This window comes from Azospirillum sp. TSH64, from assembly GCF_003116035.1.
In the GTDB taxonomy this organism is placed as follows: Bacteria; Pseudomonadota; Alphaproteobacteria; order Azospirillales; family Azospirillaceae; genus Azospirillum.
The window spans coordinates 2,040,911-2,063,841 of record NZ_LGQW01000015.1 but is presented as its reverse complement, the minus strand read 5'-3'; the positions used below and the strand labels follow the sequence as shown (position 1 = coordinate 2,063,841).

At 67.6% G+C, this 22,931-nt stretch carries 22 protein-coding genes; 12 read left to right on the top strand and 10 right to left on the bottom strand.

The window, feature by feature from the left end:
• Nucleotides 1–107: 107 nt before the first annotated feature.
• From TSH64_RS10975 to TSH64_RS10945, 7 genes are all read right to left on the bottom strand, one after another.
• Nucleotides 108–857, bottom strand: a complete 750-nt coding sequence (locus TSH64_RS10975) for a response regulator transcription factor (RefSeq protein WP_109096770.1) — start codon at nucleotides 855–857, stop codon at nucleotides 108–110.
• A 50-nt stretch (nucleotides 858–907) separates the two neighbouring features.
• Nucleotides 908–1,825 carry an NAD(P)-dependent oxidoreductase gene (locus TSH64_RS10970; RefSeq protein ID WP_109096769.1) on the bottom strand — a complete coding sequence of 306 codons (918 nt, stop codon included), beginning with the start codon at nucleotides 1,823–1,825 and terminating at the stop codon, nucleotides 908–910.
• Nucleotides 1,826–1,884: 59 nt separating this feature from the next.
• Nucleotides 1,885–3,792 carry a TRAP transporter large permease subunit gene (locus TSH64_RS10965; protein ID WP_109096768.1) on the bottom strand — a complete coding sequence of 636 codons (1,908 nt, stop codon included), beginning with the start codon at nucleotides 3,790–3,792 and terminating at the stop codon, nucleotides 1,885–1,887.
• Between the two features lie 163 nt (nucleotides 3,793–3,955).
• A complete protein-coding gene (locus tag TSH64_RS10960; RefSeq protein ID WP_199237533.1) occupies nucleotides 3,956–4,996 on the bottom strand; it encodes a TRAP transporter substrate-binding protein in 1,041 nt (346 codons plus the stop codon).
• Between the two features lie 110 nt (nucleotides 4,997–5,106).
• Nucleotides 5,107–6,123, bottom strand: a complete 1,017-nt coding sequence (locus TSH64_RS10955) for a transketolase family protein (protein WP_199237532.1) — start codon at nucleotides 6,121–6,123, stop codon at nucleotides 5,107–5,109.
• On the bottom strand, nucleotides 6,120–6,977 hold the full coding sequence (locus TSH64_RS10950; protein ID WP_109096766.1) for a transketolase: 858 nt from the start codon (nucleotides 6,975–6,977) through the stop codon (nucleotides 6,120–6,122). The genes TSH64_RS10955 and TSH64_RS10950 overlap by 4 nt, the downstream gene beginning before the upstream one ends.
• Before the next feature lie 25 nt (nucleotides 6,978–7,002).
• Nucleotides 7,003–7,752, bottom strand: coding sequence for an SDR family oxidoreductase (locus TSH64_RS10945; protein ID WP_109096765.1), 750 nt, complete (start codon nucleotides 7,750–7,752; stop codon nucleotides 7,003–7,005).
• A gap of 221 nt (nucleotides 7,753–7,973) precedes the next feature.
• Here TSH64_RS10945 and TSH64_RS10940 point away from each other — a divergent pair, with 221 nt between their 5' ends.
• A complete protein-coding gene (locus TSH64_RS10940; RefSeq protein WP_109096764.1) occupies nucleotides 7,974–8,921 on the top strand; it encodes a LysR substrate-binding domain-containing protein in 948 nt (315 codons plus the stop codon).
• On the opposite strand, the gene TSH64_RS10935 is transcribed toward TSH64_RS10940, so the two are convergent.
• The gene (locus TSH64_RS10935; protein WP_109452511.1) at nucleotides 8,918–9,961 is read right to left on the bottom strand and encodes a substrate-binding domain-containing protein; all 1,044 of its coding nucleotides are present in this window, start codon (nucleotides 9,959–9,961) and stop codon (nucleotides 8,918–8,920) included. The two genes, TSH64_RS10940 and TSH64_RS10935, sit on opposite strands and share 4 nt — an antisense overlap.
• 222 nt (nucleotides 9,962–10,183) lie before the next feature.
• Here TSH64_RS10935 and TSH64_RS10930 point away from each other — a divergent pair, with 222 nt between their 5' ends.
• Genes TSH64_RS10930 through TSH64_RS10910 form a run of 5 tightly spaced genes read left to right on the top strand, consistent with a single transcriptional unit; the run spans nucleotide 10,184 to nucleotide 15,045 of the window.
• Nucleotides 10,184–11,206, top strand: a complete 1,023-nt coding sequence (locus TSH64_RS10930; RefSeq protein WP_109096763.1) for a TRAP transporter substrate-binding protein — start codon at nucleotides 10,184–10,186, stop codon at nucleotides 11,204–11,206.
• Nucleotides 11,207–11,234: 28 nt separating this feature from the next.
• Nucleotides 11,235–12,146, top strand: a complete 912-nt coding sequence (locus tag TSH64_RS10925; protein ID WP_109096762.1) for a ribokinase — start codon at nucleotides 11,235–11,237, stop codon at nucleotides 12,144–12,146.
• Nucleotides 12,147–12,201: 55 nt separating this feature from the next.
• Nucleotides 12,202–13,140 carry a dihydrodipicolinate synthase family protein gene (locus TSH64_RS10920; RefSeq protein WP_109096761.1) on the top strand — a complete coding sequence of 313 codons (939 nt, stop codon included), beginning with the start codon at nucleotides 12,202–12,204 and terminating at the stop codon, nucleotides 13,138–13,140.
• A gap of 43 nt (nucleotides 13,141–13,183) precedes the next feature.
• A complete protein-coding gene (locus TSH64_RS10915; protein ID WP_109096760.1) occupies nucleotides 13,184–13,729 on the top strand; it encodes a TRAP transporter small permease in 546 nt (181 codons plus the stop codon).
• 35 nt (nucleotides 13,730–13,764) lie between these two features.
• Complete coding sequence (locus tag TSH64_RS10910; RefSeq protein ID WP_109096759.1) at nucleotides 13,765–15,045, top strand: TRAP transporter large permease subunit; 1,281 nt, start codon at nucleotides 13,765–13,767, stop codon at nucleotides 15,043–15,045.
• A gap of 9 nt (nucleotides 15,046–15,054) precedes the next feature.
• On the opposite strand, the gene TSH64_RS10905 is transcribed toward TSH64_RS10910, so the two are convergent.
• Nucleotides 15,055–15,774 (bottom strand): FCD domain-containing protein, encoded by a 720-nt coding sequence (locus TSH64_RS10905; RefSeq protein WP_109096758.1) that lies wholly within the window; start codon nucleotides 15,772–15,774, stop codon nucleotides 15,055–15,057.
• A 192-nt stretch (nucleotides 15,775–15,966) separates the two neighbouring features.
• Between TSH64_RS10905 and TSH64_RS10900 the strand changes: the two genes are divergently transcribed.
• The 6 genes from TSH64_RS10900 to hydA all read left to right on the top strand — a co-directional run bounded on the left by TSH64_RS10900 (nucleotide 15,967) and on the right by hydA (nucleotide 21,627).
• Nucleotides 15,967–16,767 (top strand): transporter substrate-binding domain-containing protein, encoded by an 801-nt coding sequence (locus tag TSH64_RS10900; RefSeq protein ID WP_109096757.1) that lies wholly within the window; start codon nucleotides 15,967–15,969, stop codon nucleotides 16,765–16,767.
• A 104-nt stretch (nucleotides 16,768–16,871) separates the two neighbouring features.
• Complete coding sequence (locus tag TSH64_RS10895) at nucleotides 16,872–17,543, top strand: amino acid ABC transporter permease (protein ID WP_109096756.1); 672 nt, start codon at nucleotides 16,872–16,874, stop codon at nucleotides 17,541–17,543.
• Nucleotides 17,544–17,640: 97 nt separating this feature from the next.
• Entirely contained in the window at nucleotides 17,641–18,339 is a 699-nt protein-coding gene (locus TSH64_RS10890; RefSeq protein ID WP_247873363.1) for an amino acid ABC transporter ATP-binding protein, read from the top strand.
• On the top strand, nucleotides 18,336–18,863 hold the full coding sequence (locus TSH64_RS10885) for an ureidoglycolate lyase (protein ID WP_109096755.1): 528 nt from the start codon (nucleotides 18,336–18,338) through the stop codon (nucleotides 18,861–18,863). Before TSH64_RS10890 ends, TSH64_RS10885 begins: the two co-directional genes overlap by 4 nt.
• A 17-nt stretch (nucleotides 18,864–18,880) precedes the next feature.
• Complete coding sequence (locus TSH64_RS10880) at nucleotides 18,881–20,134, top strand: cysteine desulfurase-like protein (protein ID WP_199237525.1); 1,254 nt, start codon at nucleotides 18,881–18,883, stop codon at nucleotides 20,132–20,134.
• A 56-nt stretch (nucleotides 20,135–20,190) separates the two neighbouring features.
• Entirely contained in the window at nucleotides 20,191–21,627 is a 1,437-nt protein-coding gene (hydA, locus tag TSH64_RS10875; RefSeq protein WP_109096754.1) for a dihydropyrimidinase, read from the top strand.
• A gap of 13 nt (nucleotides 21,628–21,640) precedes the next feature.
• On the opposite strand, the gene TSH64_RS10870 is transcribed toward hydA, so the two are convergent.
• Nucleotides 21,641–22,924, bottom strand: coding sequence for a CynX/NimT family MFS transporter (locus tag TSH64_RS10870; RefSeq protein ID WP_109452505.1), 1,284 nt, complete (start codon nucleotides 22,922–22,924; stop codon nucleotides 21,641–21,643).
• Between the last annotated feature and the right edge of the window lie 7 nt (nucleotides 22,925–22,931).

Genomic DNA, 22,931 nt, shown 5'->3' with positions numbered 1-22,931 from the left:
CACATTTGTTCGCTTCCCCAGCGTAAGCGGCCAGGGTGAACGGCGGATGTCACGCTTCAAGGGAGTGGCTGTAACTTTGTTAACAGAGACCGGCTTGGGAGGGGCGGTCAGTGACCGAACGCCTCGATGTCGCAGTCGAAGACATATCCCAGCCCGCGCTCGGTGCGGATCAGCCAGGGCTGCTGCGGGTTGCGTTCGATCTTGCGGCGCAAGCGCAGGATCAGCACGTCGATGGTCCGGTCGAAGACGTCGTCCCGGTCATGGTGGGTCAGGTCGAGGATCTGGTTGCGGCTGAGCACCCGGCCATGGGCGCGGACCAGCGCCACCAGCAGATCGAACTCTGCCACCGTCAGCGGCACCGGCTTGCCGGCCGGGTCGAACAGCCGCCGCCCGTCCTCGTCCAGGGTGAAGCCGGCGAAGCGGTAGCCGCGCTTGCAGGGGGCGGGGACGGGAACGCTCTCGCGGGCTGTGCGGCGCAGGACCGCCTTTACCCGCGCGATGAACTCGCGGTTGTTGAACGGCTTCACGATGTAGTCGTCGGCGCCGACCTCCAGCCCCATGATGCGGTCGATGTCGTCGCCGCGGCCGGTCAGCATGATGATCGGGATATCCATCGTGCCCCGCACCTGGGCGGCGATGGAAATGCCGTCGCGGTCGGGCAGCCGCAGGTCCAGGACGATCAGGTCGAGCCGTCCAGCGCCGAGCACCGTCATCAGCGTCGCCGCGTCGGGACAGCGGACCGTCTCGTACCCTTCCCCGGCGAGCAGGTCGGCGACCATCTGGAGGACATCGGGATCGTCGTCGACGATCCCGATCGTCAGACGCCTGCCGCCATTCGGTGACGTGTTCGATGACATCCTGCCCGCCCGCTGATGAGGGCGCAGGATCGCATTCCTTTCCGCCGGGATCAACCGGTCTGGCCGGGATTTCCAATCGGTTCCGCAGCCTGGCCTGTTCCATTGAGCGCGTGATAGCTGCGGATCACCTGGCTGTCGTCCATCGCCCCCTCTCCGCGGCCGGAGGTGGCGAGGAACATCTGGTGGGCGACGGCAGCCAGCGGCAAGGCCGCCTTGGTGTCGCGGCCGGCCTCCAGCACGATGCCGAGATCCTTGACGAAGATGTCGACGGCGCTGGTGATGCCGGGATCGGCCTGAAGCATGCGCGGGCCGCGGTCCTTCAGCATCCAGCTGGACGCCGCGGAGCCGCCCATGATCTCCAGCAGGATGTCGAGATCGACGCCGACCTTGGCGGCGAGCGCGAAGGCTTCGGCGACCACGGCGATGTGGACGCCGCACAGCAACTGGTTGACGGTCTTCACCGTGGCGCCCTGGCCCGGCCGCTCGCCGACATGGAAGACCTTGTCCCCCATCGCCGCCAGCACCGGACGCAGCCGCTCCACCACCGCGGCCGGTGCCGCCGCCATGATCGACAGGGTGCCGGCGACCGCGCCCACCACGCCGCCGGACACCGGCGCGTCGACGAAGCGGCGGCCCGCCGCCTCCACCCGCGCCGCCAGGGCAGCGACCGCTCCCGGCGGGCAGGTCGCCATCAGGACCACCGCCGATCCGTCCGGCAAGGCCTCCAGCGCGCCGTCGGCGAACAGCGCCTGCTCGGCCTGGGCGGCGTTCACCACCATCAGCACCAGCGCATCGGCACCGGCCGCTGCCGCCGCGGCGCTGGCCGCCGGCCGGGCGCCGCGCGACGCCAGGGCGGCGACGCTGTCGGCGCGGACATCGAAGCCCTGCACGGCGAAGCCCTTGGCCAGCAAATTGTTCGCCATGGGCATTCCCATGGACCCGAGGCCGATGAATCCGACGGTCGTCATTGTCCGGTTTCCTTGGATACGGAGACTATGAAGGAGGGAGAAGCCGGTGCCGGAGCGGGTCAGCCGAGGAAGCCGATCGACACCCACGGGAACGCCGCGACGACGATCAGCCCGACCGCCAGCGCCGCCAGATATCCCAGGATGGGCTTCATGCCCTCGTCCGGGCTGATGCGGCTGATGGCGCAGGCGGCGTAGTAGCCGACACCGAAGGGCGGGGCGAACAGGCCGATGCCCATCGCCAGGATGACGATCATCGCATAGTGGACCTCGTGCACACCGATCTGGCGGGCGATGGGGAACAGCAGCGGTCCGAACAGCACGATGGCGGGGATGCCTTCCAGCACGCTGCCCAGGATGATGAAGGCGACGATGGACACCGCGATGAACACCGGCACGCCGCCGGGCAGCTCGCGCATCGCCGTCGCCAGGGTGTTGGAGAAGCCCGACTGGGTCAGCGCCCAGGCCATGCCGGTGGCGGCACCGATGATCAGCAGGATGGCGCCGGACAGGGCCGCGGTATCGACCAGCATCGGATAGATGCGGCGCCAGTCGAACTGGCGGTAGACCAGCAGCCCGGCGATCACGGCATAGACGATGCCGATGGTCGACACCTCGGTCGCCGTCGCCACGCCTTCGATCACCGCGGCGCGGATGATGAAGGGCAGGGCGATGGCGGGCAGGGCGATCAGGAACGCCTTGCCGATCTCGCCCCGGCTGGCGCGGCGGACATGGGACAAATCCTCGTCGCGGTAGCGCCACCAGACCAGGGCGGCGAGCGCCACGCCGAGAACGATGCCGGGCAGCAGTCCGCCGGTGAACAGGGCGGCGATGGACACGCCGGTGACGGAACCGATGGTGATCAGGACCAGCGACGGCGGAATGGTCTCGGTCTGGGCGCCGGTGGCGGACAGCAGGGCGACCAGATCGCCGGGCTTGGCGCCGCGCGCCTTCATCTCGGGGAACAGCACCGGCGCCACCGCCGCCATATCCGCCGCCTTGGAGCCTGAGATGCCGGACACGAGATACATGGCACCGATCAGCACATAGGACAGGCCGCCGCGCACATGGCCGAGCAGGCTGGCGAGGAAGCCGACCATGGCGCGGGCCATCCCCGTCATCTCGATCAACTGGCCGAGGAAGACGAACAGCGGAACCGACAGCAGGATCAGGTGGCTCATCCCCTCGTCCATGCGGCCGACCATGACGATGGCCGGGGTCGAGGTGGCGAGCGACAGGTAGCCGAAGGTGGCGAGCCCGAAGGAGAAGGCGATGGGCAGGCCGAGGAACACCATCACGCCGACGCCGACGACGAAGAAGAGCAGCAGGTTGAGGTTGCCGAGTCCGGCGAAGACCGGACCGGCCAGCACCGCCGCACCGATGGTCGCGGCCACCGCCAGCGCCGCCCACAGCACGTCGGCGGCCCGGCCGACCCGGGCCAGCCGCAGCAGGGCGACCGAGATCATCAGGACGATGCCGACCGGCAGCGCCGAGGCGCGCCAGGAATTGGCGATGTCGAGCGCCGGGGTGGTGACCCACACCTCTTCCGAGGCGAATTCATAGGCGGGTTCGGCCATCAGCAGCAGGAAGGCCAGCGCCGCCGTCACGGCGAGCACGTCGAGGAAGGCCTGGGCACGCGGCCCCAGCATGCCGACCAGCGCCGTCATCCGCATATGCTCGCCCCGGCGCAACGCCACGACCGAGCCGAACATGGCGAGCCAGAGGAACAGGATGGACGCCAGCTCGTCCGACCAGATGATCGGGCTGTGGAGGAGATAGCGCCAGATGACGCCGACCAGCAGCACGCCGACCTCGGCGAGCACCAGCAGCGCCGCCGGAAGTTCGACGAGGAAGCCGATGCCCCGGTCGAGCTGACCCAGCCAGCGGGCCTGGATGCCGGACCGCTGCCCGGAACCGTGAGCGCCGGAATCGTGAGCGGCCGTGGCCGCCGCATTGATGGGAGTGTTCATGAGGCCAGCCCTTCGGAAGGACGATCGGTGGACGGGACGGCCGACCTGGACCCGCCGCCCCTGAGGCCGGTGCCATTGGGACCGGGTTGAGGGCGGGGGTGCGGATCGGCCGGGTCGCAATCGACGGCAGTCTCAATGGACGGCAGTCTCAGCCCGGACGGTCTCAGCCGAGCTTGCCGGACACCTTCTCCAGCAGTTCCCAGGCGGTGGCGCCGTACTTGTCCTTCCACTCCTGATAGAAGCTGGTCGAGGACAGCGCCTTGCGGAACGGCTCGCGATCGACGGTGTGGAAGGTCAGCCCCTTGGCGGCCAGATCCTTCTGGAGGCTGTCGTTCAGGGCGGCGATGTCGGCGCGCTGATCGTCGGCGGAGCGGTCCAGTTCGCGGCCGACGATGCCCTGGACATCGGCCGGCAGCTTGGCGAAGGCGCGCTTGTTGCCCAGCACCCAGTAGCCGTCCCAGACATGGCCGGTCAGGCTGCAGGTCTTCTGCACCTCGTACAGGCGGGCGGTGGCGATGATCGCCAGCGGATTTTCCTGCCCCTCCACCACCACGGTCTGGAGTGCCGAATACAGCTCGTTGAAATTGATCGGGGCGGGAGCGGCGCCGATGGCCTTGAACAGCGAGGTCAGAGCCGGCGCCGGCGGCACCCGCATCTTGAAGCCCTTGATATCGTCGGCGGTCTTGATGACGCGGGTGGAGGAGGTGATGTGGCGGAAGCCGTTGTCCCAGATCTTGCCGAGCGTCATGATCGGAGTCTTGGCGATCTCGGCGCGGATGTGCTTGCCGAGGTCGCCGTCCATCGCCTGCCAGACGGCATTGTAGTCGTTGAAGGCGAAGCCCATGCTGGTGATGCCGGACACCGGGACGAAGGTGGCGAGGATCAGCGAGCTGAGATTGAAGATCTCGACCCCGCCATTGCGCACCTGGCCCAGCAGGTCGGTGTCGCTGCCCAGCTGGTTGGCCGGGAACAGCTTGATGTCCAGCCGGCCGGAGGTCGCCTCGCGGATGCGGTCGATCGCTTCCTGGGCGCGGATGTTGACGGGATGGGTCGGGTCCTGGCCGGTGGCATACTTGAACTGGAACTCGGCGGCGTCCGCCGGGTATTTCAGGATGGTGACCAGCGGCATGGCGCCGGCGGCGGCCAGAACGGCGCGGCGGCTGGGACGGAAGGAGGTGGCGCGGAAGGGCGGCATCTTGAGCATGGTTTCCTCTCCGGAATTCTATGGTTCGGCTTCTTTGGGGTTTGGCCTTTTTGGGCGGCAGGGACCGGTTGCAGGGGCGGGGAGGCGGCCTCCCCGCGTCCCGGAGGCCCTTACAGCCAGCCCTTGATGCTGGCCGCCATCGCATCGGTGGAGATGCCGTAGAGGTCGTGCAGGGTCGGCAGGGCGCCGGCCTTCAGGAACTCGTCGGGCAGGCCGATCTGGCGGAAGACCGGGGCGACGCCGGCGCGCAGCAGGGTGCCGGCCACCGCTTCGCCCAGCCCGCCGATGACCGTGTGATTCTCCGCCACCACCACCATGCGGCCGGTGCGTGCCGCCTCGCGCAGGATGGTTTCGGTGTCGAGCGGCTTGATGGTGGGAACGTGCAGCACCCCGACGCCGACCTTGTCGGCCTCCAGCCGCTGCGCCACCTCCAGCGCCCGCATCGTCATAATGCCGGACGAGATGACCAGCACGTCCGCGCCGTCGCGCAGCAGCTTGGCCTTGCCGAGTTCGAATTTGTAGTCGTACTCGTCCAGCACCAGCGGGACGTTGCCGCGCAGCAGGCGCATATAGACCGGGCCGTTGTGCGCGGCCATGGCGGGCACCACCTGCTCGATCTCGTGCGCATCGCAGGGGTCGATCACCACCATGTTCGGCATGGCGCGGAACAGCGCCAGATCCTCGGCCGCCTGATGGCTCGGGCCATAGCCGGAGGTCAGGCCCGGCAGGGCGCAGGCGATCTTGACGTTGCGGTTCTCCTCCGCAATCGTCTGGTGAACGAAGTCGTAGGCGCGGCGCGAGGCGAAGACGGCGTAGGTGGTGACGAAGGGCATCATGCCCTCGTGCGCCATGCCCGACGCCGCCCCCATCAGCAGCTGTTCGGCCATCCCCATCTGATAGAAGCGGTCCGGGAAGGCCTGGGCGAAGATGTGCAGGTCGGTGTATTTGGCGAGGTCGGCGGTCATGCCGACGATCTCCGGCCGCTGCTTCGCCAGCTCGACCAGCGCATGGCCGAAGGGGGCCGGCTTCGTCCGCTGCCCCTCCGCCGCGATGGAGGCGATCATGGCGGAGGTCTTCAGGCGCGGCTTGGAGGCAGTGTCGGTGCCAGTGGCGGTTGCGGTGCTCATGCGGTCCTCCCAGCGTCGAGCGCGTCCAGCGCCAGCTGCCATTCGTGCGCGTCGACGCGGATGAAGTGGTTCTTTTCGCGGGCTTCGAGGAAGGGCACGCCCCTGCCCATCCTGGTGTCGCAGACGATCATCCGCGGCTTGGGCTCCGGGTGGGTCTTGGCGGCGTCGAAGGCGGCGACCACCGCGTCCATGTCGTTGCCGTCGACCCTCTGGACGAACCAGCCGAAGGCCTCCAGCTTGTCCACCAGCGGCTCGAACGCCATCACCTGGGTCGACGGGCCGTCGGCCTGCTGGTTGTTGACGTCGACGATGGCGATCACATTGTCGAGCTTGTAATGGGCGGCCGACATGATGGCTTCCCAGACGGAGCCCTCGTCCAGCTCGCCGTCGGAGAACAGGGTGTAGACACGGGCATCGGAGTTCTTGCGCTTCAGCCCCAGCCCGATGCCGACCGCGATGCCGAGGCCGAGGCCGAGCGAACCGCCCGACATCTCCATGCCCGGCGTATAGGCGGCCATACCCGACATCGGCAAGCGGCTGTCGTCGCTGCCGTAGGTCTCCAGCTCTTCGGCCGGAATGATGCCGGCCTCGATCAGGGCGGCGTAGAGCGCGATGGCATAATGGCCGTTGGACAGCAGGAAGCGGTCGCGCCCCTCCCAGTGCGGATCCTCGGGCCGGTAGGTCATGGCGTGGAAATAGGAGACCGCCAGCACGTCGGCGATGTCCAGCGCCTGCCCGATATAGCCCTGGCCCTGCACCTCGCCCATCAGCAGGGCGTTGCGGCGGATGCGGTAGGCGCGTTCGGCCAGCGGCACATTGTGCCCCAGCGGAGTGGTGTCGAGTGCGGTGTCCACGGGAGGTGTCTCCAGCATTTCGGGATCAGTGGATCAGCATGCCGCCGTTGACGTCGAGCGTAGCCCCGGTGACGTAGGAGGACAGCTCGGACGCCAGGAACAGGCAGGAGCGGGCCACATCGTCGGCGTCGCCCAGGCGGTTCAGCGGAATGCCCTTGAGGATTTCCGTCCGCAGCTCCGGGGTCAGCTTGTCGCCGGTGATGTCGGTCTGGATCAGGCCGGGCGTGACCGAGTTGACGCGGACATTGTCCGGCCCCAGTTCGCGCGCCATCGCCTTGGCCAGCCCCAGCACGCCGGCCTTTGCCGCGCTGTAATGCGGGCCGCCGAAGATGCCGCCGCCGCGCTGCGCCGAAACCGACGAGATGCAGACGATGGAGCCGGACTTTCGCTCCCGCATGTGGGGGACGACCGCCTGGCTCATGTAAAGCGTGCCGCGCAGGCTGACGTCGGTCACCGCCTCGTAATTCTTCGGGCCGATGTCCATGAACTTCAGCGGCTGGGTGATGCCGGCATTGTTGACCAGCACGTCGATGCGGCCGAACTCCTCCATCACGCGGTCGGCGACGGCGAAGCAGGCGTCGCGGTCGGTCACGTCGCAGGCGAAGCCGCGGTGCGCCTCGCCCAGTTCGGCGGCGGCTTCGGCGGCCTGGGCACCGTCGAGGTCCAGGATGATCGCGCGTCCGCCGTGCAGCGCGAAGAGCTTGGCGGTCGCCCGGCCGATGCCGCGGCGCGACGCCGCCCCGGTGATCACGCAGACCTTGTTGGACAGCAGCATGGTCGCTTCCTCTTCTCGAAGCAGGCTCCGCCGTGGCGGCCATGCGGGTGCCGCGACGGAGCATCGGATTTGTAGGGGGTTTGGTCGGGCTATCGGGATGTTTAGCGTGGTCAGCCGATGGTTTGCTGGGCAGACCGTTGAGGAAATACTATGTTCTTGAGATGAGCCTGACAAACGAATAAGATCGCAATCACATGAATTGAATTCACCGAAATGCTGCGATGCGGAAGCGGGTCTCAATCAAGGCGTTGCAAGCGTTCGAGGCTGCCGCGAGGCTGCAATCCTTTGCAACCGCAGCGCAGGATCTCGGCCTGACGCCGTCGGCGATCAGCCATCAGGTGAAGATTCTGGAGGAACAACTGGGCTTTCCGCTGTTCCACCGGGTGCATCGGTCGGTGACGCTGACCGATGCGGGGCGGGCCTATGCCGCGGAAATCATCGCCGCCTTCGCCCGCATCGACACCGCCACGCGCAACGCCACCACCGCAGGCGTCGGCACCACCATCCTGACCGTGCGCTCGATGCCGAGCTTTGCCACGCAATGGCTGATGCCGCGGCTCAACCGCGTGAAGGAGCTTCACCCGGCCATCGATATCCGGCTGCAGGCCTCGGTCTCACCCATCGACCTGACGACGGGGGCGGTGGACATCGACATCCGCTACAAACCCGGTCCGCCGCCGTCCGGCTGCGTGATGGCCCAGTTCCCGGAGGACACCATCGTGCCGATGTGCGCTCCGGAACTGGCCAATGGCCTGAACCCGATCCGCCGGCCGCAGGATCTGAGCCGCCATATCCTGATCCATTCGGAAATCAACATCGTCGGCTGGCGCGACTGGGCCCGCCGGCATCGCGGCGTGCAGCTGGACATGGAGCGCGGTCTGCGCTTCGACCGGTCCTTCATGGCGATCAACGCCGCGGTGAACGGGATGGGGGTTTGCCTGGACAGCCTGCTGCTCGCCCGGCGGGAACTGGAGTCGGGCAGGCTGGTGATCCCGTTCCCGCCCCGGCCGCTCAAGGCGCAGGGGCATGGCTTCGTAACCTTGAAGTCGTCCTTCGACCTGCCGAAGGTCCGGCTCTTCCGCGACTGGCTGTTCGACGAGTTGGAAGCCTGCCGCCAGTGGGAGGAGCGCCACCTCGCGTCCCTGCAAGGAGGAGCGGCGCCGCGTTAAGTGTGCGGAGCCGCCGTCGTTCCCCGGCGGATCAGGGTCGGCACCAGCGGCGGCATCGCGGCCGGCCGGCTCCCCTCCATGCAGGCGAGCAGATAGTCGGCGGCGCGCCGGCCGATCTCGTGATTGTCGACGTGCATGGTGGTCAGCGGCGGGTCGAGCTGGCGGCTGATGGCGATGTCGTCGAAGCCTGTGATGCTGAGGCCTTGCGGCACCGTCAGCCCCATCGCCCGCGCCTCCAGCAGGGCGCCGAGGGCGAGGTAGTCGTTGCCGCAGATCACCGCGGTCGGCGGCGGATCGGTCGCCAGCATGGCGCGCACGCTCTGCCGGCCGAAATCGATGCTCCATTCCCCTTCGCACAGATGCTGCGGGCGGATGCCGAGGCCGCGTTCGGCCAAAGCCGCGCGCACCCCGTCCAGGCGTGCGGCGACGCGGTCGTTGCCGGCCGTCGGCTGGATGATCACCCCGATGGTTTCGTGGCCGAGGTCGAGCAGGTGGCTGGCGATGCTGTGGAATGCCTGCCGGTTGTCGAAGCCGATGCAGGGATGTGGACTGTCAGGCCGGTGGCTGTAGGTGACGACATAGGGAATGTGCCGGGCCTGGATGCCGGCGAACAGATCGGGCCGGTGGGCCTCGCCGACGATGGCAAGCGCCTCCACCCCACGGGCCAGCATCGCCTGCACGTCGTGAACCGCCTGATCCTGGTCGTAGTTGAAGCAGCTCAACAGCAGAGTGATGCCGCGCTCGGCGAAGGCCTTCTGCATCGCCCCGACCTGGGCGGCGAACACCTCGTTGTCGAGGGTGGGGATCACCGCCCCGACGATGGAGGTGCGGCGGCGGGCCAGCGCGCTGCCGGCGGCATGCGGCATCCAGCCCATCGCCTTGGCGGTCGCCAGCACGCGTTCGCGGATCGCCGGAGCGACCTTTTCCGGATTGTTGAAGACGCGCGATACGGTGGCGATCGACACGTCCGCCGCCGCGGCAACATCCACGGCACGGGGAGCGCGGGGCGCAGGTCCGGTCTTCGGATCGCGCTCTGACATCGCCGGCATCTCCATAAGGTTGTGCGGAACCGTTTCATTGAAAGCGGTTACACATCCTCATTGTTACGTCAAGTTTGTTGTTGCATCAGTCCGTGATGCGATCTATGTAAGCGCTTACATCAATGGTGCCGGCCCTGTGACGCTCTCACGTTTTCCGGCCCGTTTTTCCCATGGCAACCCGCGAAGGCCCGCCGACGAACGGGCCACATCAGGAGGAATGGTATGCGCTACGGTCTTCAGTCGGTTCTGGCGAGCGCCGTCACGGCAGGCATGCTGCTGTTCAGCGGCATGGGCAACGCGGCCGAGATCGGCGCGCACACCATGAAGCTGGCGAGCGCCGGTGCCGACGGCTCGCCGCTGGCCCTGGGCATGGCGAAGTTCGCCGAGATCGTGAAGGAAAGGAGCGGCGGCAAGATCAAGGTCCAGCTCTTCACCAACGGCGTGCTGGGCGGCGACGTGCAGATGATCTCCGCGCTGCAGGGCGGCATCGTCGAGATGACGGTGCTGAATGCCGGGCTGCTGTCCAGCCTGGACGACAATTTCGTCATGGTCGACCTGCCGTTCCAGTTCGACTCGCCGAAGGTGGCCGATGCCGTGATGGACGGCCCGGTGGGCAAGACGCTGCTGGACAAGCTGTCGGCCAAGGGGCTGGTCGGTCTCGGCTATTGGGAACTGGGATTCCGTCAGCTGACCAACAGCCGCCGTCCGATCGCCACGGTGGAGGACATTGCCGGCCTGAAGATCCGCGTCGTGCAGTCGCCGATCTACATCGACCTGTTCAACACGCTGGGCGCCAACGCCGTGCCGCTGCCCTTCCCGGAGGTCTACACCGCGCTTGAGAGCAAGACGGTGGACGGCCAGGAGAACCCGGCCCCCAGCATCCTGACCGCCAAGCTGAACGAGGTGCAGAAGTACCTGACGCTCAGCAACCACATGTACAACCCGCAGGCCGTGCTGGTCGGCGCCAAGTTCTGGGCCAAGCTGAACGAGGACGAGCGCAAGCTGATCCAGGACGCCACGCTGGAGGCCCGCGACTACGAGCGCCGCGTCTCGCGCGAGCAGGCGAGCAAGGCCGTGGACGAGCTGAAGGCGAAGGGCATGACCGTCACCGAACTGGCTCCGGCGGAGGTCGAGAAGTTCCGTGCCAAGATCCGCCCGGTGGTCGAGAAGTTCTCGCAGAAGGTCGATCCCGCCCTGATGGCGCAGGCCCAGGCCGAGATCGCCAAGGCGCGCGCCGCCCAGTGACGATGCGGTAAGGCAGCGGAGCAGAGCCATGATCGTCGTCTTCGGATCCATCAACCTCGACATGATCTTCGCCATGGAGGATTTGCCCCTTGCCGGGCAGACCCTGCTGGCGCGGTCGCTGGACTTGCATCCCGGCGGCAAGGGGGCCAACCAGGCCGTCGCCGCCGCCCGCGATGGCGCCACGGTGACGATGGTCGGGGCCGTCGGCGGCGACGGGCTGAAGGAAACCGCGCTGAGCGGGCTGCGCGGCGCCGGTGTCGATCTGTCCCGCGTTGCGGTGACAGACCGGGCGACCGGCACCGCCGCCGTCTGCACCGATGCGGCGGGCCGCAACCAGATCGTCGTTGCCGGCGGGGCCAACCTGCAGGCGCGCGCCGATCAGGTCGAGGACGCGCTTCTGTCGTCCGGCACGACTTTGATCGTGCAGATGGAGTCCGATCCCGGCGAGACCGCGGCGCTGATCCTGCGCGCCCGCCGGCTGGGCGCACGGGTGATCCTGAACCTCGCACCGGCCGCCCCGCTGCCGCTGCCGGTGCTGAAGTCCGTCGACATCCTTGTGGTGAACGAGGATGAGGCGGCATGGCTGGCCGGCGATCTCGGATGTGCCGGCGACGCGGCGTCGCTCCGCTCCTTGTTGGGCGGCACGGTGATCCGCACGCTGGGCGGCGACGGTGTCGAATGGTCGTCTGTCGACGGCAGCGCGGTGGAGGGCAGCGGCCGTCAGCCGGCTCCCACCGTCGCCGTGCGCGACACCACCGGAGCCGGCGATTGCTTCGTCGGGGTGCTGGCGGCCGAACTGGACCGCGGCCGGCCGCTCGCCGCGGCGATCCGCCGCGCCGCCTGCGCCGCTTCGCTGTCCTGCACGCGGGCCGGCGGTCAGGCCAGCCTGCCGGCGGCGGCGGAAACCGACGGAGCACTCGGCGGGCTGGCGGTCGCCTGACAGCCACCCGTCCATTCCCTTGCTTTCGCATTCCCTCCCGATTGGAAGTCTTCCCATGGCGCAGCGCATTGACGGCATCATTCCGGTGATGCTGACCCCCTTCACCGATGCCGGCGAGATCGATTATCCGGGGCTGGCCCGCCTGATCGAGTGGTATCTGGCCAACGGCGCCGATGCCCTGTTCGCCGTCTGCCAGTCCAGCGAGATGCAGTTCCTGTCGCTGGCCGAGCGGGTCGATCTGGCGAAGTTCGTCGTCGCCGCCGTCGCCGGCCGGGTCCCGGTGGTGGTGTCGGGCCACATCAGCGACGACCTCGACACCCAGGTCGAGGAACTGACGGCGATGGCCGCCACCGGCGGCGACGCGCTGGTGCTGGTGACCAACCACCTCGACCCGAAGAACGAGGGAACCGAGGCGTTCCGCCGCCACCTGTCCCATCTGCTGGAGCGTCTGCCGAGCGATATGCCGCTGGGGCTGTACGAATGCCCGGCGCCCTACCGCCGGCTGCTGAGTGACGAGGAGCTGCGGCTGTGCATCGACAGCGGCCGCTTCGTCCTGCTGAAGGACGTCAGCTGCGATCTGCCGACGGTCGAGCGCCGGCTGAAGATCGCCGAGGGCTCCGGCCTCGCCATCATCAACGCCAACGCCGCCATCGCGCGCGACGCCATGCGGGCCGGGTCGCCGGGCTTCACCGGCGTCTTCACCAACATTCACCCCGACCTCTACCGCTGGATGCGGCTGCATGGCGACCGCCATCCCGAACTGGCGGACGAGCTGGCGACCTTCCTGGTGGTGGCCGCAGTGTCGGAAAGCCTGGGCTATCCGGCCTTCGCCAAGATGTACCACCAGCGCCTCGGCACCTTCGGGTCGATCCGCTGCCGCGTGATCCAGTATGACGTGCGCGAACGCTTCTGGGCGCTCGACGCGGTGCTCGACAAGGTGGTCGCCGGCACCGACGCCTTCCGCGCCAAGATCGCGGCCCTGCCGGCCGAATGACCTGACGGGGTCCTGAACGAAAAGAGCTTTAGGGGAGGAACGGATGGGCCGCTTCATCGACGGGTATGTCTTCGTTCTGAAGGTCGCGATCGTGGCCTGTCTGGCCGGCATGCTGGTGCTGGTCTTCGGCAACGTGGTGCTGCGCTACGGCTTCAACAGCGGCATCACGGTGTCGGAGGAGCTGTCGCGGCTTCTCTTCGTCTGGATGACCTTCATGGGGGCGGTGGTGGCGCTGCACAAGCACGGCCATCTCGGCATGGACACCATGGTCGCCCTGCTGCCCAGGACGGGGCGGCTGGTCTGCTTTTGCCTCAGCCACCTGCTGATGATCTACGCCACCGGGCTGCTGCTCGGCGGCAGCTGGGACCAGACGCTGATCAACCTGTCGGTGACGGCGCCGGCCACCGGCCTTTCGATGGGGTTCTTCTACGGTTCCGGCGTGGTGTTCGGCGTCCTGGCGCTGGTGATCCTGGTCTTCAACCTCCTTCGCGCTCTGACCGGCCGCCTCAAGGACGGCGAGCTGATCACGGTGACGGAGTCCGAGGAAACGGCCGACGCCACGCATGCGCCCACCGGCCGGCCGGCCTGATCCCCAGATAGCCCGAGCGGCAAGGAGTTTCTGCCATGACCGTCACCGTCTTTCTCGGCTCGCTGCTGGGGGCCATGGCCATCGGCACGCCGATCGCCTTCGCGCTGCTGCTGTGCGGCGTGGCGCTGATGTTCCATCTCGACCTGTTCGACGCCCAGATCGTCGCCCAGAACGTCATCAACGGCGCCGACAGCTTCCCGCTGGTCGCCGTGCCCTTCTTCATGCTGGCGGGCGAGGTGATGAATGCCGGCGGCTTGTCACGGCGCATCGTCGCCGTGGCGATGGCGCTGGTCGGCCATATCCGCGGCGGGCTCGGCTACGTCGCGATTCTCGCCTCCTGCATCCTCGCCAGCCTGTCCGGGTCGGCGGTGGCCGATGCCGCCGCCCTGTCGGCCCTGCTGGTGCCGATGATGGTGCGGGCCGGCCATGACAAGGCGCGCTCCTGCGGGCTGATCGCAGCCGGCGGCATCATCGCGCCGATCATTCCGCCCAGCATCGGCTTCATCCTGTTTGGCGTCGCGGCCAACGTGTCGATCACCAAGTTGTTCCTGGCCGGCATCTTCCCGGGCCTGATGCTGGGTCTGGGGCTGGTCGCCGCTTGGTGGCTGGTGGTCCGTCACGAGGACCTGGCCCCGCCGCCGCGTGCGACGAAGGGCGAGGTCGCGGCGGCGGTGAAGGATGGCTTCTGGGCGCTGATGCTGCCGGGCATCATCATCTTCGGCCTGAAGTTCGGCATCTTCACGCCCACCGAGGCGGCTGTGGTCGCGGCGGTTTATGCGCTGTTCGTCGCCGTGGTGGTCTATCGCGAACTGAAGCCGTCGCAACTGTTCGACCTGTTCGCCTCGGCGGCCACCACCACCGCGGTGGTGATGTTCCTGGTCGCCGCCGCCATGGTGTCGGCCTGGATGATCACCATCGCCAATCTGCCGGCCCAGGTCGGCGAGATGCTGGAGCCCTTCATGGGCAGCCCGACCTTGCTGATGGCCGCTATCATGGTGCTGGTGGTGATCGTCGGGACGGCGATGGACATGACGCCGACCATCCTGATCCTGACTCCGGTCCTGATGCCGGTGATCAAGCAGGCCGGGATCGACCCCGTCTATTTCGGCGTGCTGTTCATCATCAACAACGCCATCGGCCTGATCACCCCGCCGGTCGGCACCGTGCTGAACGTGGTGGCCGGCGTGGCGAAGCTGAACATGGGCAGCCTGATGCGCGGCGTCTGGCCCTTCCTGCTGGCGCAGCTTCTGGTGCTGACCCTGCTGGTGCTGTTCCCGTCGCTGGTGATGGTGCCGGCCCGCTGGTTCGCGGGCTGAGCCGATCCCCTACAGGGAGCTGCCGGCCACGGGTTCGGCAGCTCTCCCGGCACCCAGCAGGATGCCCAGGCGCCCCGCGGCACCGGTGATGTGGTCGGACATCGCCTGTGCTGCGCGGGCGCTGTCGCGTGTCTGCAAGGCCTTTAAAATCCGCTCGTGCTCCTCCAGGGTTTCCCAGATGCGGTCCTCCTGGGCGAAGGGAAGCGTCTGGATCTCGGTGACCACCGCATCGACCGTCCGGAACAGGTCCAGGACCATACGGTTGCCGCAGCCTTCGACGATCAGGTGGTGGAACTTGCTGTCCTCCACCCCGGCCTGGGCGAAGTCGTGCGACTCGAAGGCGCTGCGCATCCGCACCAGCGTGCTGGCCAGCGTTTCAAGCGTGGCCGCGGGCAGGGCGATGGCGGCAAGCTGGGCGGCGTGGGGCTCCAACGCCAGACGCGCCTCGTAGACTTCACGCGGTGAGTAGAGGTCGGCGAACCGCCAGGCGGCGACCGGGTCCGGCGGCTTGCCGTCGGTGAGAAAGACGCCGCGCCCCACCTCAATCCGGATCATGCCGAGCGTTTCCAGCGCCGACAGCGCCTCGCGCAGCGATGCCCGGCTGATGCTCAGCCTCTCGGCAAGCTCGCGCTGGGGCGGCAGCTGGTCGCCCGGACGCAGCCCCTGTTCGTCGATGATCCGGCGGATCTTCTCGACCGCCGCCTGTGGCACCAACAGCCGTCCACGCATCCTGCCGATCCCTGTCTGTCGTTGCTCTTGCCGGGGTGCCCCACGCGACGCCTTGACAATAGCCCAGAAAGGGCGTGCAATCCAACTGGTCAGACCGGTATGGCCTCTCAGACCAAAGAAAACGACAAAACCGGCTTTCAGGGATTCGCGTCAGGCATTCACCCACCCATGCAGGGAGACGCAGGTACAGCCATGCGCAGACAGATCCTCAAACTCGCTCTCTTCGCCGCGGCCTCCGCCACCGTCTGGGGCGGCTTCGCACCGGCCCGCGCCGCCGACCTCGCCGTCGGCGCCAACATCGGCAACGTCCCGTGGGAGTTCCAGGACGCGACCGGCAAGTTCGTCGGCTTCGAGATCGATGTGGTCAACGAGGCGGCCAAGCGCCTGGGTAAGACCGTGGAGATCGTCAACATCCCCTTCAACGGCCTGTTCTCCGCCGTCCAGTCGGGCCGGATCGCCATGGCGATCTCGTCGATCACCATCACCGACAAGCGGCTGGACTCGGTGTCCTTCGCCCAGCCCTACTATGACAGCGACCAGTCGCTGACCGTGCGGGCGAACACCCCGATCAAGAGCGTCGACGATCTGAAGGGCAAGTCGCTGGGCGTCGATACCGGTTCCACCGGCGACATGTGGGTGAACCAGAACCAGGCCAAATACAGCTTCGGCGATGTCCGCCGCTATGAAGGGCTGCAACCGGCGATGCTCGACCTCGGGGCCGGGCGCCTGGACGGCTACATCAGCGACATTCCGGCCTTGCTCTACTACACCAAGGACAAGCCGCAGTTCAAAGTGGTCCAGCGCATCCCGACCGGCGAGCGCTATTCCGTAATGTTCGCCAAGGACAGCCCGCTGCTGCCCGCCGTCAACGACCAGATCACCGCGATGAAGAAGGACGGCACCCTGGCCGCCCTGCATGAGAAGTGGTTCGGCGTGAAGCCGGATGCCGATGGCAGCACCGCCAAGGTTCTCGACATCCCGAAGAAGTCCTGAGCGCGGACTGACTTACCGCCATTGGAAACTCCGTCATCGGATGCCATGGCCGGGCACACGGCGCCTGAGTTGCGCGTGCCCGGCCCATGCCTGGACATTCTCTCATGGATTTGATCGACACCTTCTTCAATGGAAGGGTGCTGTGGGATTCGCTGCCGCTCCTGCTGATGGGGTTGGGAACCACGCTGTCGCTGGGGATTCTCAGCATCGTGCTCGGCCTGGTCGGAGGTTTGGTCCTCGCTCTTCTGCGTCTTTACGGCCCGCCTGCCCTGAGCGGGCTGTGGGTGCTCTACATCGACCTGTTCCGCGCCATTCCCATCCTGGTGCTTCTGGTCATCGTCTATTACGCCCTGCCGTTCGTCGGCATCCGGCTTTCCCCCTTCGCATCGGCCACCACCGCCCTGTCGCTGGTCAGCGCCGCCTACAGCGCTGAAATCCTGCGGGCCGGCATCCAGGCGATCCCTCGCGGCCAGTTCGAGGCCAGCCAAGCGCTCGGCCTGTCCTATTGGAGCATGATGGGGGACATCGTCCTGCCGCAGGCCGTCCGCATCGTCATTCCGCCGATGACCAGCAACTGCATCAACGTGATGAAGGACACCGCACTCGCCTCCGTCGTCGCGATGCCGGACCTTCTGAAGCAGGCGACGCAGGCCCAGGCGCTGGCGGCGAACCCGACGCCGCTGATCGGCGCCGCCGCGCTCTATGTGCTGCTGCTCCTGCCGATGGTGCGCGCCGTGGGCACGCTGGAAAAACACTTCGCCAAGGAGCGCCGTTGACATGCAGATCAACGATATGCAGGCGGGGAAAGCGGGCAGGGCGGCATCCGCGCGCCCGGCCGCCCGGCCGATCATCGCCATCCGCGACCTGCGCAAGATGTATGGCAGCTTCTGCGCCCTTTCCGGCATCAACCTCGATGTCGCGGAAGGCGAGGTGGTCGTTCTGCTCGGCCCGTCGGGGTCGGGGAAATCGACCCTGATCCGCTGCATCAACCTGCTGGAGACCTACGATTCCGGAACGGTGACGGTGGACGACGTCGCCGTCCGGCCCGGTCCCAATCTGGCTGCCGTCCGCAGCGAGGTCGGGATGGTGTTCCAGAGCTTCAACCTGTTCCCCCACATGACCGTGCTGCGCAATGTCGCGCTGGCGCCGATCCGGGTGCGCAAGCTGGCGCCCAAGGCCGCCGAGGAGAGGGCCATGGAACTGCTGACCCGCGTCGGCATCGCCGAACAGGCCGGCAAGTTCCCCGGCCAGCTGTCGGGCGGCCAGCAGCAGCGCGTTGCCATCGCGCGCGCGCTGGCGATGGAGCCCAAGATCCTGTTGTTTGACGAGCCGACCTCGGCACTCGATCCGGAGATGGTCGGCGAGGTGCTGGACGTCATGCAGTCGCTGGCCCGCACCGGCGTCACGATGGTGGTGGTCACCCACGAAATGGGCTTCGCCCGCCGCGTGGCCGACCGCGTCATCTTCATGGAGCGCGGCCAGATCGTCGAGGAGGCGAAGCCGGAAGCCTTCTTCTCCGCACCCAAGGAAGAGCGCGCCCGTGCCTTCCTGCAAGCGGTCCTGAACCATTGAGCGCCGCGAAGATCATCCCGGCGGTGCCGCTGACCGGCGACACCTTCGCCCCGTTCGGCACGGTGCTTTCCGCCGGAATGGGCCGGTCGTCCCTGGTCAATGACGGGCGCGGCATCCGCTATGACGCCGAGCATGGGCTGGGCTTTGCCGGTGAGCCGCTGCCGCCGGTGCTGGCGCTCTACCGCATCACCCCGTCACGGCTGCCCTTCGCCGTGACGGCGATGGAACAGCACCCGCTCAGCAGCCAGACATTCGTTCCGATGACCGGCGGGCGCTTCCTGGTGGTGGCCGCCCTGGCCGACGACGGGGGCGACCCGGATCCGGAGACCGCCCGTGCCTTCGTCGCCGGTCCCGATCAGGCGATTACCTATGCCGGTGGCGTCTGGCACTGTCCGCTTGTGGCTCTCGACGAGACCGCCGACTTCGCCATGATGATGTGGCGCGCCCCCGATCCCGACGCCGACTGCCGCGTCGTCTCCCTGTCCGTGCCGCTGCTGGTCGCCGACCACGCCGCCGCGATCTGACCGAAGGAATTGAACCCGTGTCGAACGTGACGACCTCCCCGCTCGATCTGTCCTTTGTCCGCGCCCAGTTCCCGGCGCTCGCCGGTGACTGGATCTTCATGGACAATGCCGGGGGTTCCCAGACGCTGGCGCGTGTCGCCGACCGCATCCGGGATTATCTGCTGACCAGCAACGTGCAGCTGGGGGCCAGCTACGCCGTGTCGCGGCAATCCGGCGCGCGGGTCGCCGACGCCCATGCCGACATCGCCGAGCTGATCGGCGCCAAGCGGCCGGACGAGGTGGTCATGGGCGGAAGCACCACGGCCCTGCTCTACACCCTGTCGGCGGCGATGGCCGAACAGATCCGGCCCGGCGACGAGATCGTCGTCACCAACTCCGATCACGAGGCCAACATCGGCCCCTGGCGCAAGCTGGAGGAGAAGGGCGCCGTGATCCGGACCTGGGCCGTCCGCCCCGACAGCCTGGAACTGGCGCTGGACGATCTCGAACCGCTGCTGAACGGGCGCACGCGGCTCGTCTGCGTCACCCATGCCTCGAACATCCTCGGCACCATCAACCCGGTGGCCGAAATCGCCCGGCTGGTGCACCGGCACGGCGCGAAGCTGCTGGTCGACGCTGTCGCCTACGCCCCGCACCGCGCAGTGGATGTCGCCGGCTGGGACGTCGATTACTATGTCTTTAGCTTCTACAAGGTCTACGGCCCCCATTTCGCCGTTCTTTACGGCAAGCACGAGCATCTGGCGGCGCTGCCCAGCCTCAACCATTATTTCATCGACCGTTCCGTGATCCCCTACAAGCTCCAGCCCGGCAACGTGAATTACGAACTCGCCGTCGGCTGCACCGGCATTGTCGATTACCTTGCCGAGCTCGGCGAGCACTGCGGTGCCGCCGGACCGCGCCGGGCCAAAATCGTGGCAGCCTTCGACGCCATCGCCGCCCATGAGGAGGCGCTTGCCGAACGGCTGCTCGCCTATCTGCGCGGACGCAACGATGTGAGGGTCATCGGCCATGCCGCCGCCGACCGCTCCCTGCGGGTGCCGACCATCAGCTTCGTGGTGGACGGATACCGGTCGGACGAGGTGGTGGGCGCGGTCGATGCGGCGATGATCGGCATCCGCTTCGGCGATTTCTATGCCAAGCGCCTGATCGAGACGCTGGGGCTGGCCGCGGTCAACGGCGTGATCCGCGTGTCGCTGGTCCATTACAACACGCTGGACGAGGTCGACCGCCTGATCGAGGCGCTTGGCCGGGCCATGCCGCAGCGGCGGTGAGCCGAAGGACGGCCACAGGATGAGCGACCGATCACATCTGGAACAGGATCAGGCACATGGCTGAGTTCGATCTGGTGGTGCGCAACGGCACGGTGGTCACGGCCGCCGATGTCAGCCGCTGCGACATTGGCATCAAGGACGGCCGCATCGTGGCGCTGGCCGAACGGCTCGACACGTCCGGACAGGTGCTCGACGCTTCCGGCAGGCTGGTGATGCCGGGCGGCATCGACAGTCACGTCCACATCGCGCAGGACGGCGACGACGGCACGGTCATGGCCGACGATTTCCGCAGCGGCACGCTGTCCGCGGCCTTCGGCGGCAACACGACGGTCATTCCCTTCGCGCTCCAGCCCAAAGGAAAGTCGCTGCGCGCTGCTGTCCAGAACTACCATGCGCGAGCGGAAGGCCAGTGCCTGACCGACTATTCCTTCCACCTCATCATCTCCGACCCCACCGAGCAGGTGCTGGGCCAGGAACTGCCGGCGCTGGTGCAGGACGGCTACACCTCGTTCAAGGTCTTCATGACCTATGACGATTTGAAGTTGAACGACCGCGAGCTGCTGGAGGTGTTCGACGTCGCCCGGCGCGAGAAGGCGCTGGTGATGGTCCATGCCGAAGGCTACGACGCCATCAAGTTCCTGACCGAGCGGCTGGAGCGGGCCGGCCGCACCGATCCCTACTACCACGCCGAATCCCGTCCGATCCCGGTGGAGCGCGAGGCGACCCACCGTGCCATCTCCTTCGCCGAGATCGTCGACGTGCCGATCATGATCGTCCACGTCTCGTCCGCCGACGCCATCGAACAGATCCGCTGGGCGCAGAGCCGCGGCCTGAAGGTCTATGCCGAAACCTGCACCCAATATCTGACCCTGACGGCCGAAGACCTGAAGGGGCTGAACATGGAGGGCGCCAAATACGTTTGCAGCCCGCCGCCGCGCGACAAGGAAAGCCAGGACGCCTGCTGGACCGGCCTGCAATCGGGGCTGTTCTCGGTCTTCTCCTCCGACCATTGCCCGTTCCGCTTCGACAGCCCCGCCGGCAAGAAGAAGCAGGGCGAGCGGACGGCCTTCAAATGGGTTCCCAACGGCATCCCCGGCGTCGAGGTCCGGCTGCCGATCCTGTTCTCCGAAGGGGTGGGGAAGGGGCGGATTTCCTTGCAGGAGTTCGTCGCCCTGACATCCACCAACCATGCCCGGATGTACGGCCTTGCCCCGCGCAAGGGCAGCATTGCCATCGGGGCGGACGCCGACCTCGTGCTGTGGGATCCCGACCGCAAGGTGACGATCACCCAGGAGCTGATGCATCACGGGGCCGACTACACGCCTTATGAAGGCATGGAGGTGACGGGCTGGCCCGAAACCGTCCTGCTGCGCGGCACCGTCATCATCGACAAGGGCGTCCAGACCGGCAAGTCCGGAGATGGCCGGTTCCTGCACCGGTCGATCTCGCCCTTCGCGGCACCGCGCGGCCGCCGCCCGACGCAGTATGACTGAGCGGAGCGCGTGATCAGAGGCGGAGTTGGCGCGGGCGGCCGGCAAGGTAACCGAAGACCCCCGCCGCCACCGCGATCACGACGAAGAGCAGGGCGGAGGCGTGCCAGTCGCCGCTCCAGCCATGCAGCAGCCCGACCAGGAAGGGGCCGCTGGACGCCAGGGTATAGCCGACGCTCTGCGACATGCCCGACAGGTGCGACGCGATGCGGCTGTCGGGCGAGCGAAGCACGATCAGGGTCAGCGCGACGGCGAAGGCCCCGCCCTGGCCGATGCCGAGGATCGCCGCCCACAGCGCGATGGTCCAGAGCGGAGCGTAGAGGCAGCCGACCATGCCGATGAGGCTGCAACCGAGCATGGAGACGGCGGCGAGGCTCTGGCTCGGGGTGCGGGTCGCCAGCATGGGGGCGACCAGCGCCGCCACCACCTGGACCATGACCGAGCCGGAAACGATCAGTCCGGCCGTCGTCGGGTCGAAGCCGCGGTCGCGCAGCATCGGCGCCATCCAGCCGAGCACGATGTAGGCCAAAGCCGATTGCAGCCCCATGAACAGGGTGATCTGCCAGGCCAAGCGGTTGCTCCACAGGCCGCGCACCGATGCGCTTGTGGGGCCGGCCTCGCTCTGGCGTCCACGGGTCAGCGGCAGCCAGGCCATCGCCGCAACCACCGCTGGCACCGCCCAGAAGGCCAGGGCGCCGGTCCATTGCCCGAGCGCACGCTCCAGCGGCACCGTCGCCCCTGCGGCAATCGCCGCCCCGGCGCAGAGCGCCATGGTGTAGACCCCCATCATCAGGCTGATCTTGCGGGGGAAGTCGCGCTTCACCACGGCCGGCAGAAGCACGCCGATGATGCCGATCCCCGCACCCGCCAGCGTCGCCCCGGCGAACAGTGCCGCGAAATTACCGACCCCGCGCAGCGCGACGCCGAAGCCCAGGATCAGCAGGGTGAAGAAAATCGTCCGCTCCGTGCCGAAGCGCTGGGCCAGACGCGGGGCGATCACCCCGAACAGGCCGAGGCAAAGCACGGGCGAGGTCGTCAGCAGCCCGGCCTGCCCGGAACTCAGGCCGGCATCGCGCACCACATCGCCCATCACCGGCGCAAGGCTCGACAGCGCCGGCCGCAGGTTCAGCGCCACCAGCACGAGGGTGACGGCGACCAATAGCGGATTATGCAGCGCCGGAGTCTTCGCCTCGGCTTGTTGCGTCCGGGCCTTCTCCGTCCGATGGGATTCGGGCCGGGTGGCCGCCGGGCCGCCGCTGGGAGTATCGGCGGATCGGCCGGCGGCGCTTTCGATGGTCATGAACAAC

Excerpts from the sequence above, each read along its gene's own strand:
- TSH64_RS10920 (WP_109096761.1), top strand. The coding sequence starts at position 12,202 with ATGGCGCAGCGCATTGACGGCATCATTCCGGTGATGCTGACCCCCTTC.
- TSH64_RS10930 (WP_109096763.1), top strand. The coding sequence starts at position 10,184 with ATGCGCTACGGTCTTCAGTCGGTTCTGGCGAGCGCCGTCACGGCAGGC.
- TSH64_RS10890 (WP_247873363.1), top strand. The coding sequence starts at position 17,641 with ATGTATGGCAGCTTCTGCGCCCTTTCCGGCATCAACCTCGATGTCGCG.
- TSH64_RS10970 (WP_109096769.1), bottom strand. The coding sequence starts at position 1,825 with ATGACGACCGTCGGATTCATCGGCCTCGGGTCCATGGGAATGCCCATG.
- TSH64_RS10955 (WP_199237532.1), bottom strand. The coding sequence starts at position 6,123 with ATGAGCACCGCAACCGCCACTGGCACCGACACTGCCTCCAAGCCGCGC.
- TSH64_RS10870 (WP_109452505.1), bottom strand. The coding sequence starts at position 22,924 with ATGACCATCGAAAGCGCCGCCGGCCGATCCGCCGATACTCCCAGCGGC.
- TSH64_RS10915 (WP_109096760.1), top strand. The coding sequence starts at position 13,184 with ATGGGCCGCTTCATCGACGGGTATGTCTTCGTTCTGAAGGTCGCGATC.
- TSH64_RS10975 (WP_109096770.1), bottom strand. The coding sequence starts at position 857 with ATGTCATCGAACACGTCACCGAATGGCGGCAGGCGTCTGACGATCGGG.
- TSH64_RS10905 (WP_109096758.1), bottom strand. The coding sequence starts at position 15,774 with ATGCGTGGACGGCTGTTGGTGCCACAGGCGGCGGTCGAGAAGATCCGC.
- TSH64_RS10935 (WP_109452511.1), bottom strand. The coding sequence starts at position 9,961 with ATGTCAGAGCGCGATCCGAAGACCGGACCTGCGCCCCGCGCTCCCCGT.
- TSH64_RS10925 (WP_109096762.1), top strand. The coding sequence starts at position 11,235 with ATGATCGTCGTCTTCGGATCCATCAACCTCGACATGATCTTCGCCATG.
- TSH64_RS10900 (WP_109096757.1), top strand. The coding sequence starts at position 15,967 with ATGCGCAGACAGATCCTCAAACTCGCTCTCTTCGCCGCGGCCTCCGCC.
- TSH64_RS10965 (WP_109096768.1), bottom strand. The coding sequence starts at position 3,792 with ATGAACACTCCCATCAATGCGGCGGCCACGGCCGCTCACGATTCCGGC.
- TSH64_RS10895 (WP_109096756.1), top strand. The coding sequence starts at position 16,872 with ATGGATTTGATCGACACCTTCTTCAATGGAAGGGTGCTGTGGGATTCG.
- TSH64_RS10945 (WP_109096765.1), bottom strand. The coding sequence starts at position 7,752 with ATGCTGCTGTCCAACAAGGTCTGCGTGATCACCGGGGCGGCGTCGCGC.
- TSH64_RS10960 (WP_199237533.1), bottom strand. The coding sequence starts at position 4,996 with ATGCTCAAGATGCCGCCCTTCCGCGCCACCTCCTTCCGTCCCAGCCGC.
- hydA (WP_109096754.1), top strand. The coding sequence starts at position 20,191 with ATGGCTGAGTTCGATCTGGTGGTGCGCAACGGCACGGTGGTCACGGCC.
- TSH64_RS10910 (WP_109096759.1), top strand. The coding sequence starts at position 13,765 with ATGACCGTCACCGTCTTTCTCGGCTCGCTGCTGGGGGCCATGGCCATC.
- TSH64_RS10940 (WP_109096764.1), top strand. The coding sequence starts at position 7,974 with ATGCGGAAGCGGGTCTCAATCAAGGCGTTGCAAGCGTTCGAGGCTGCC.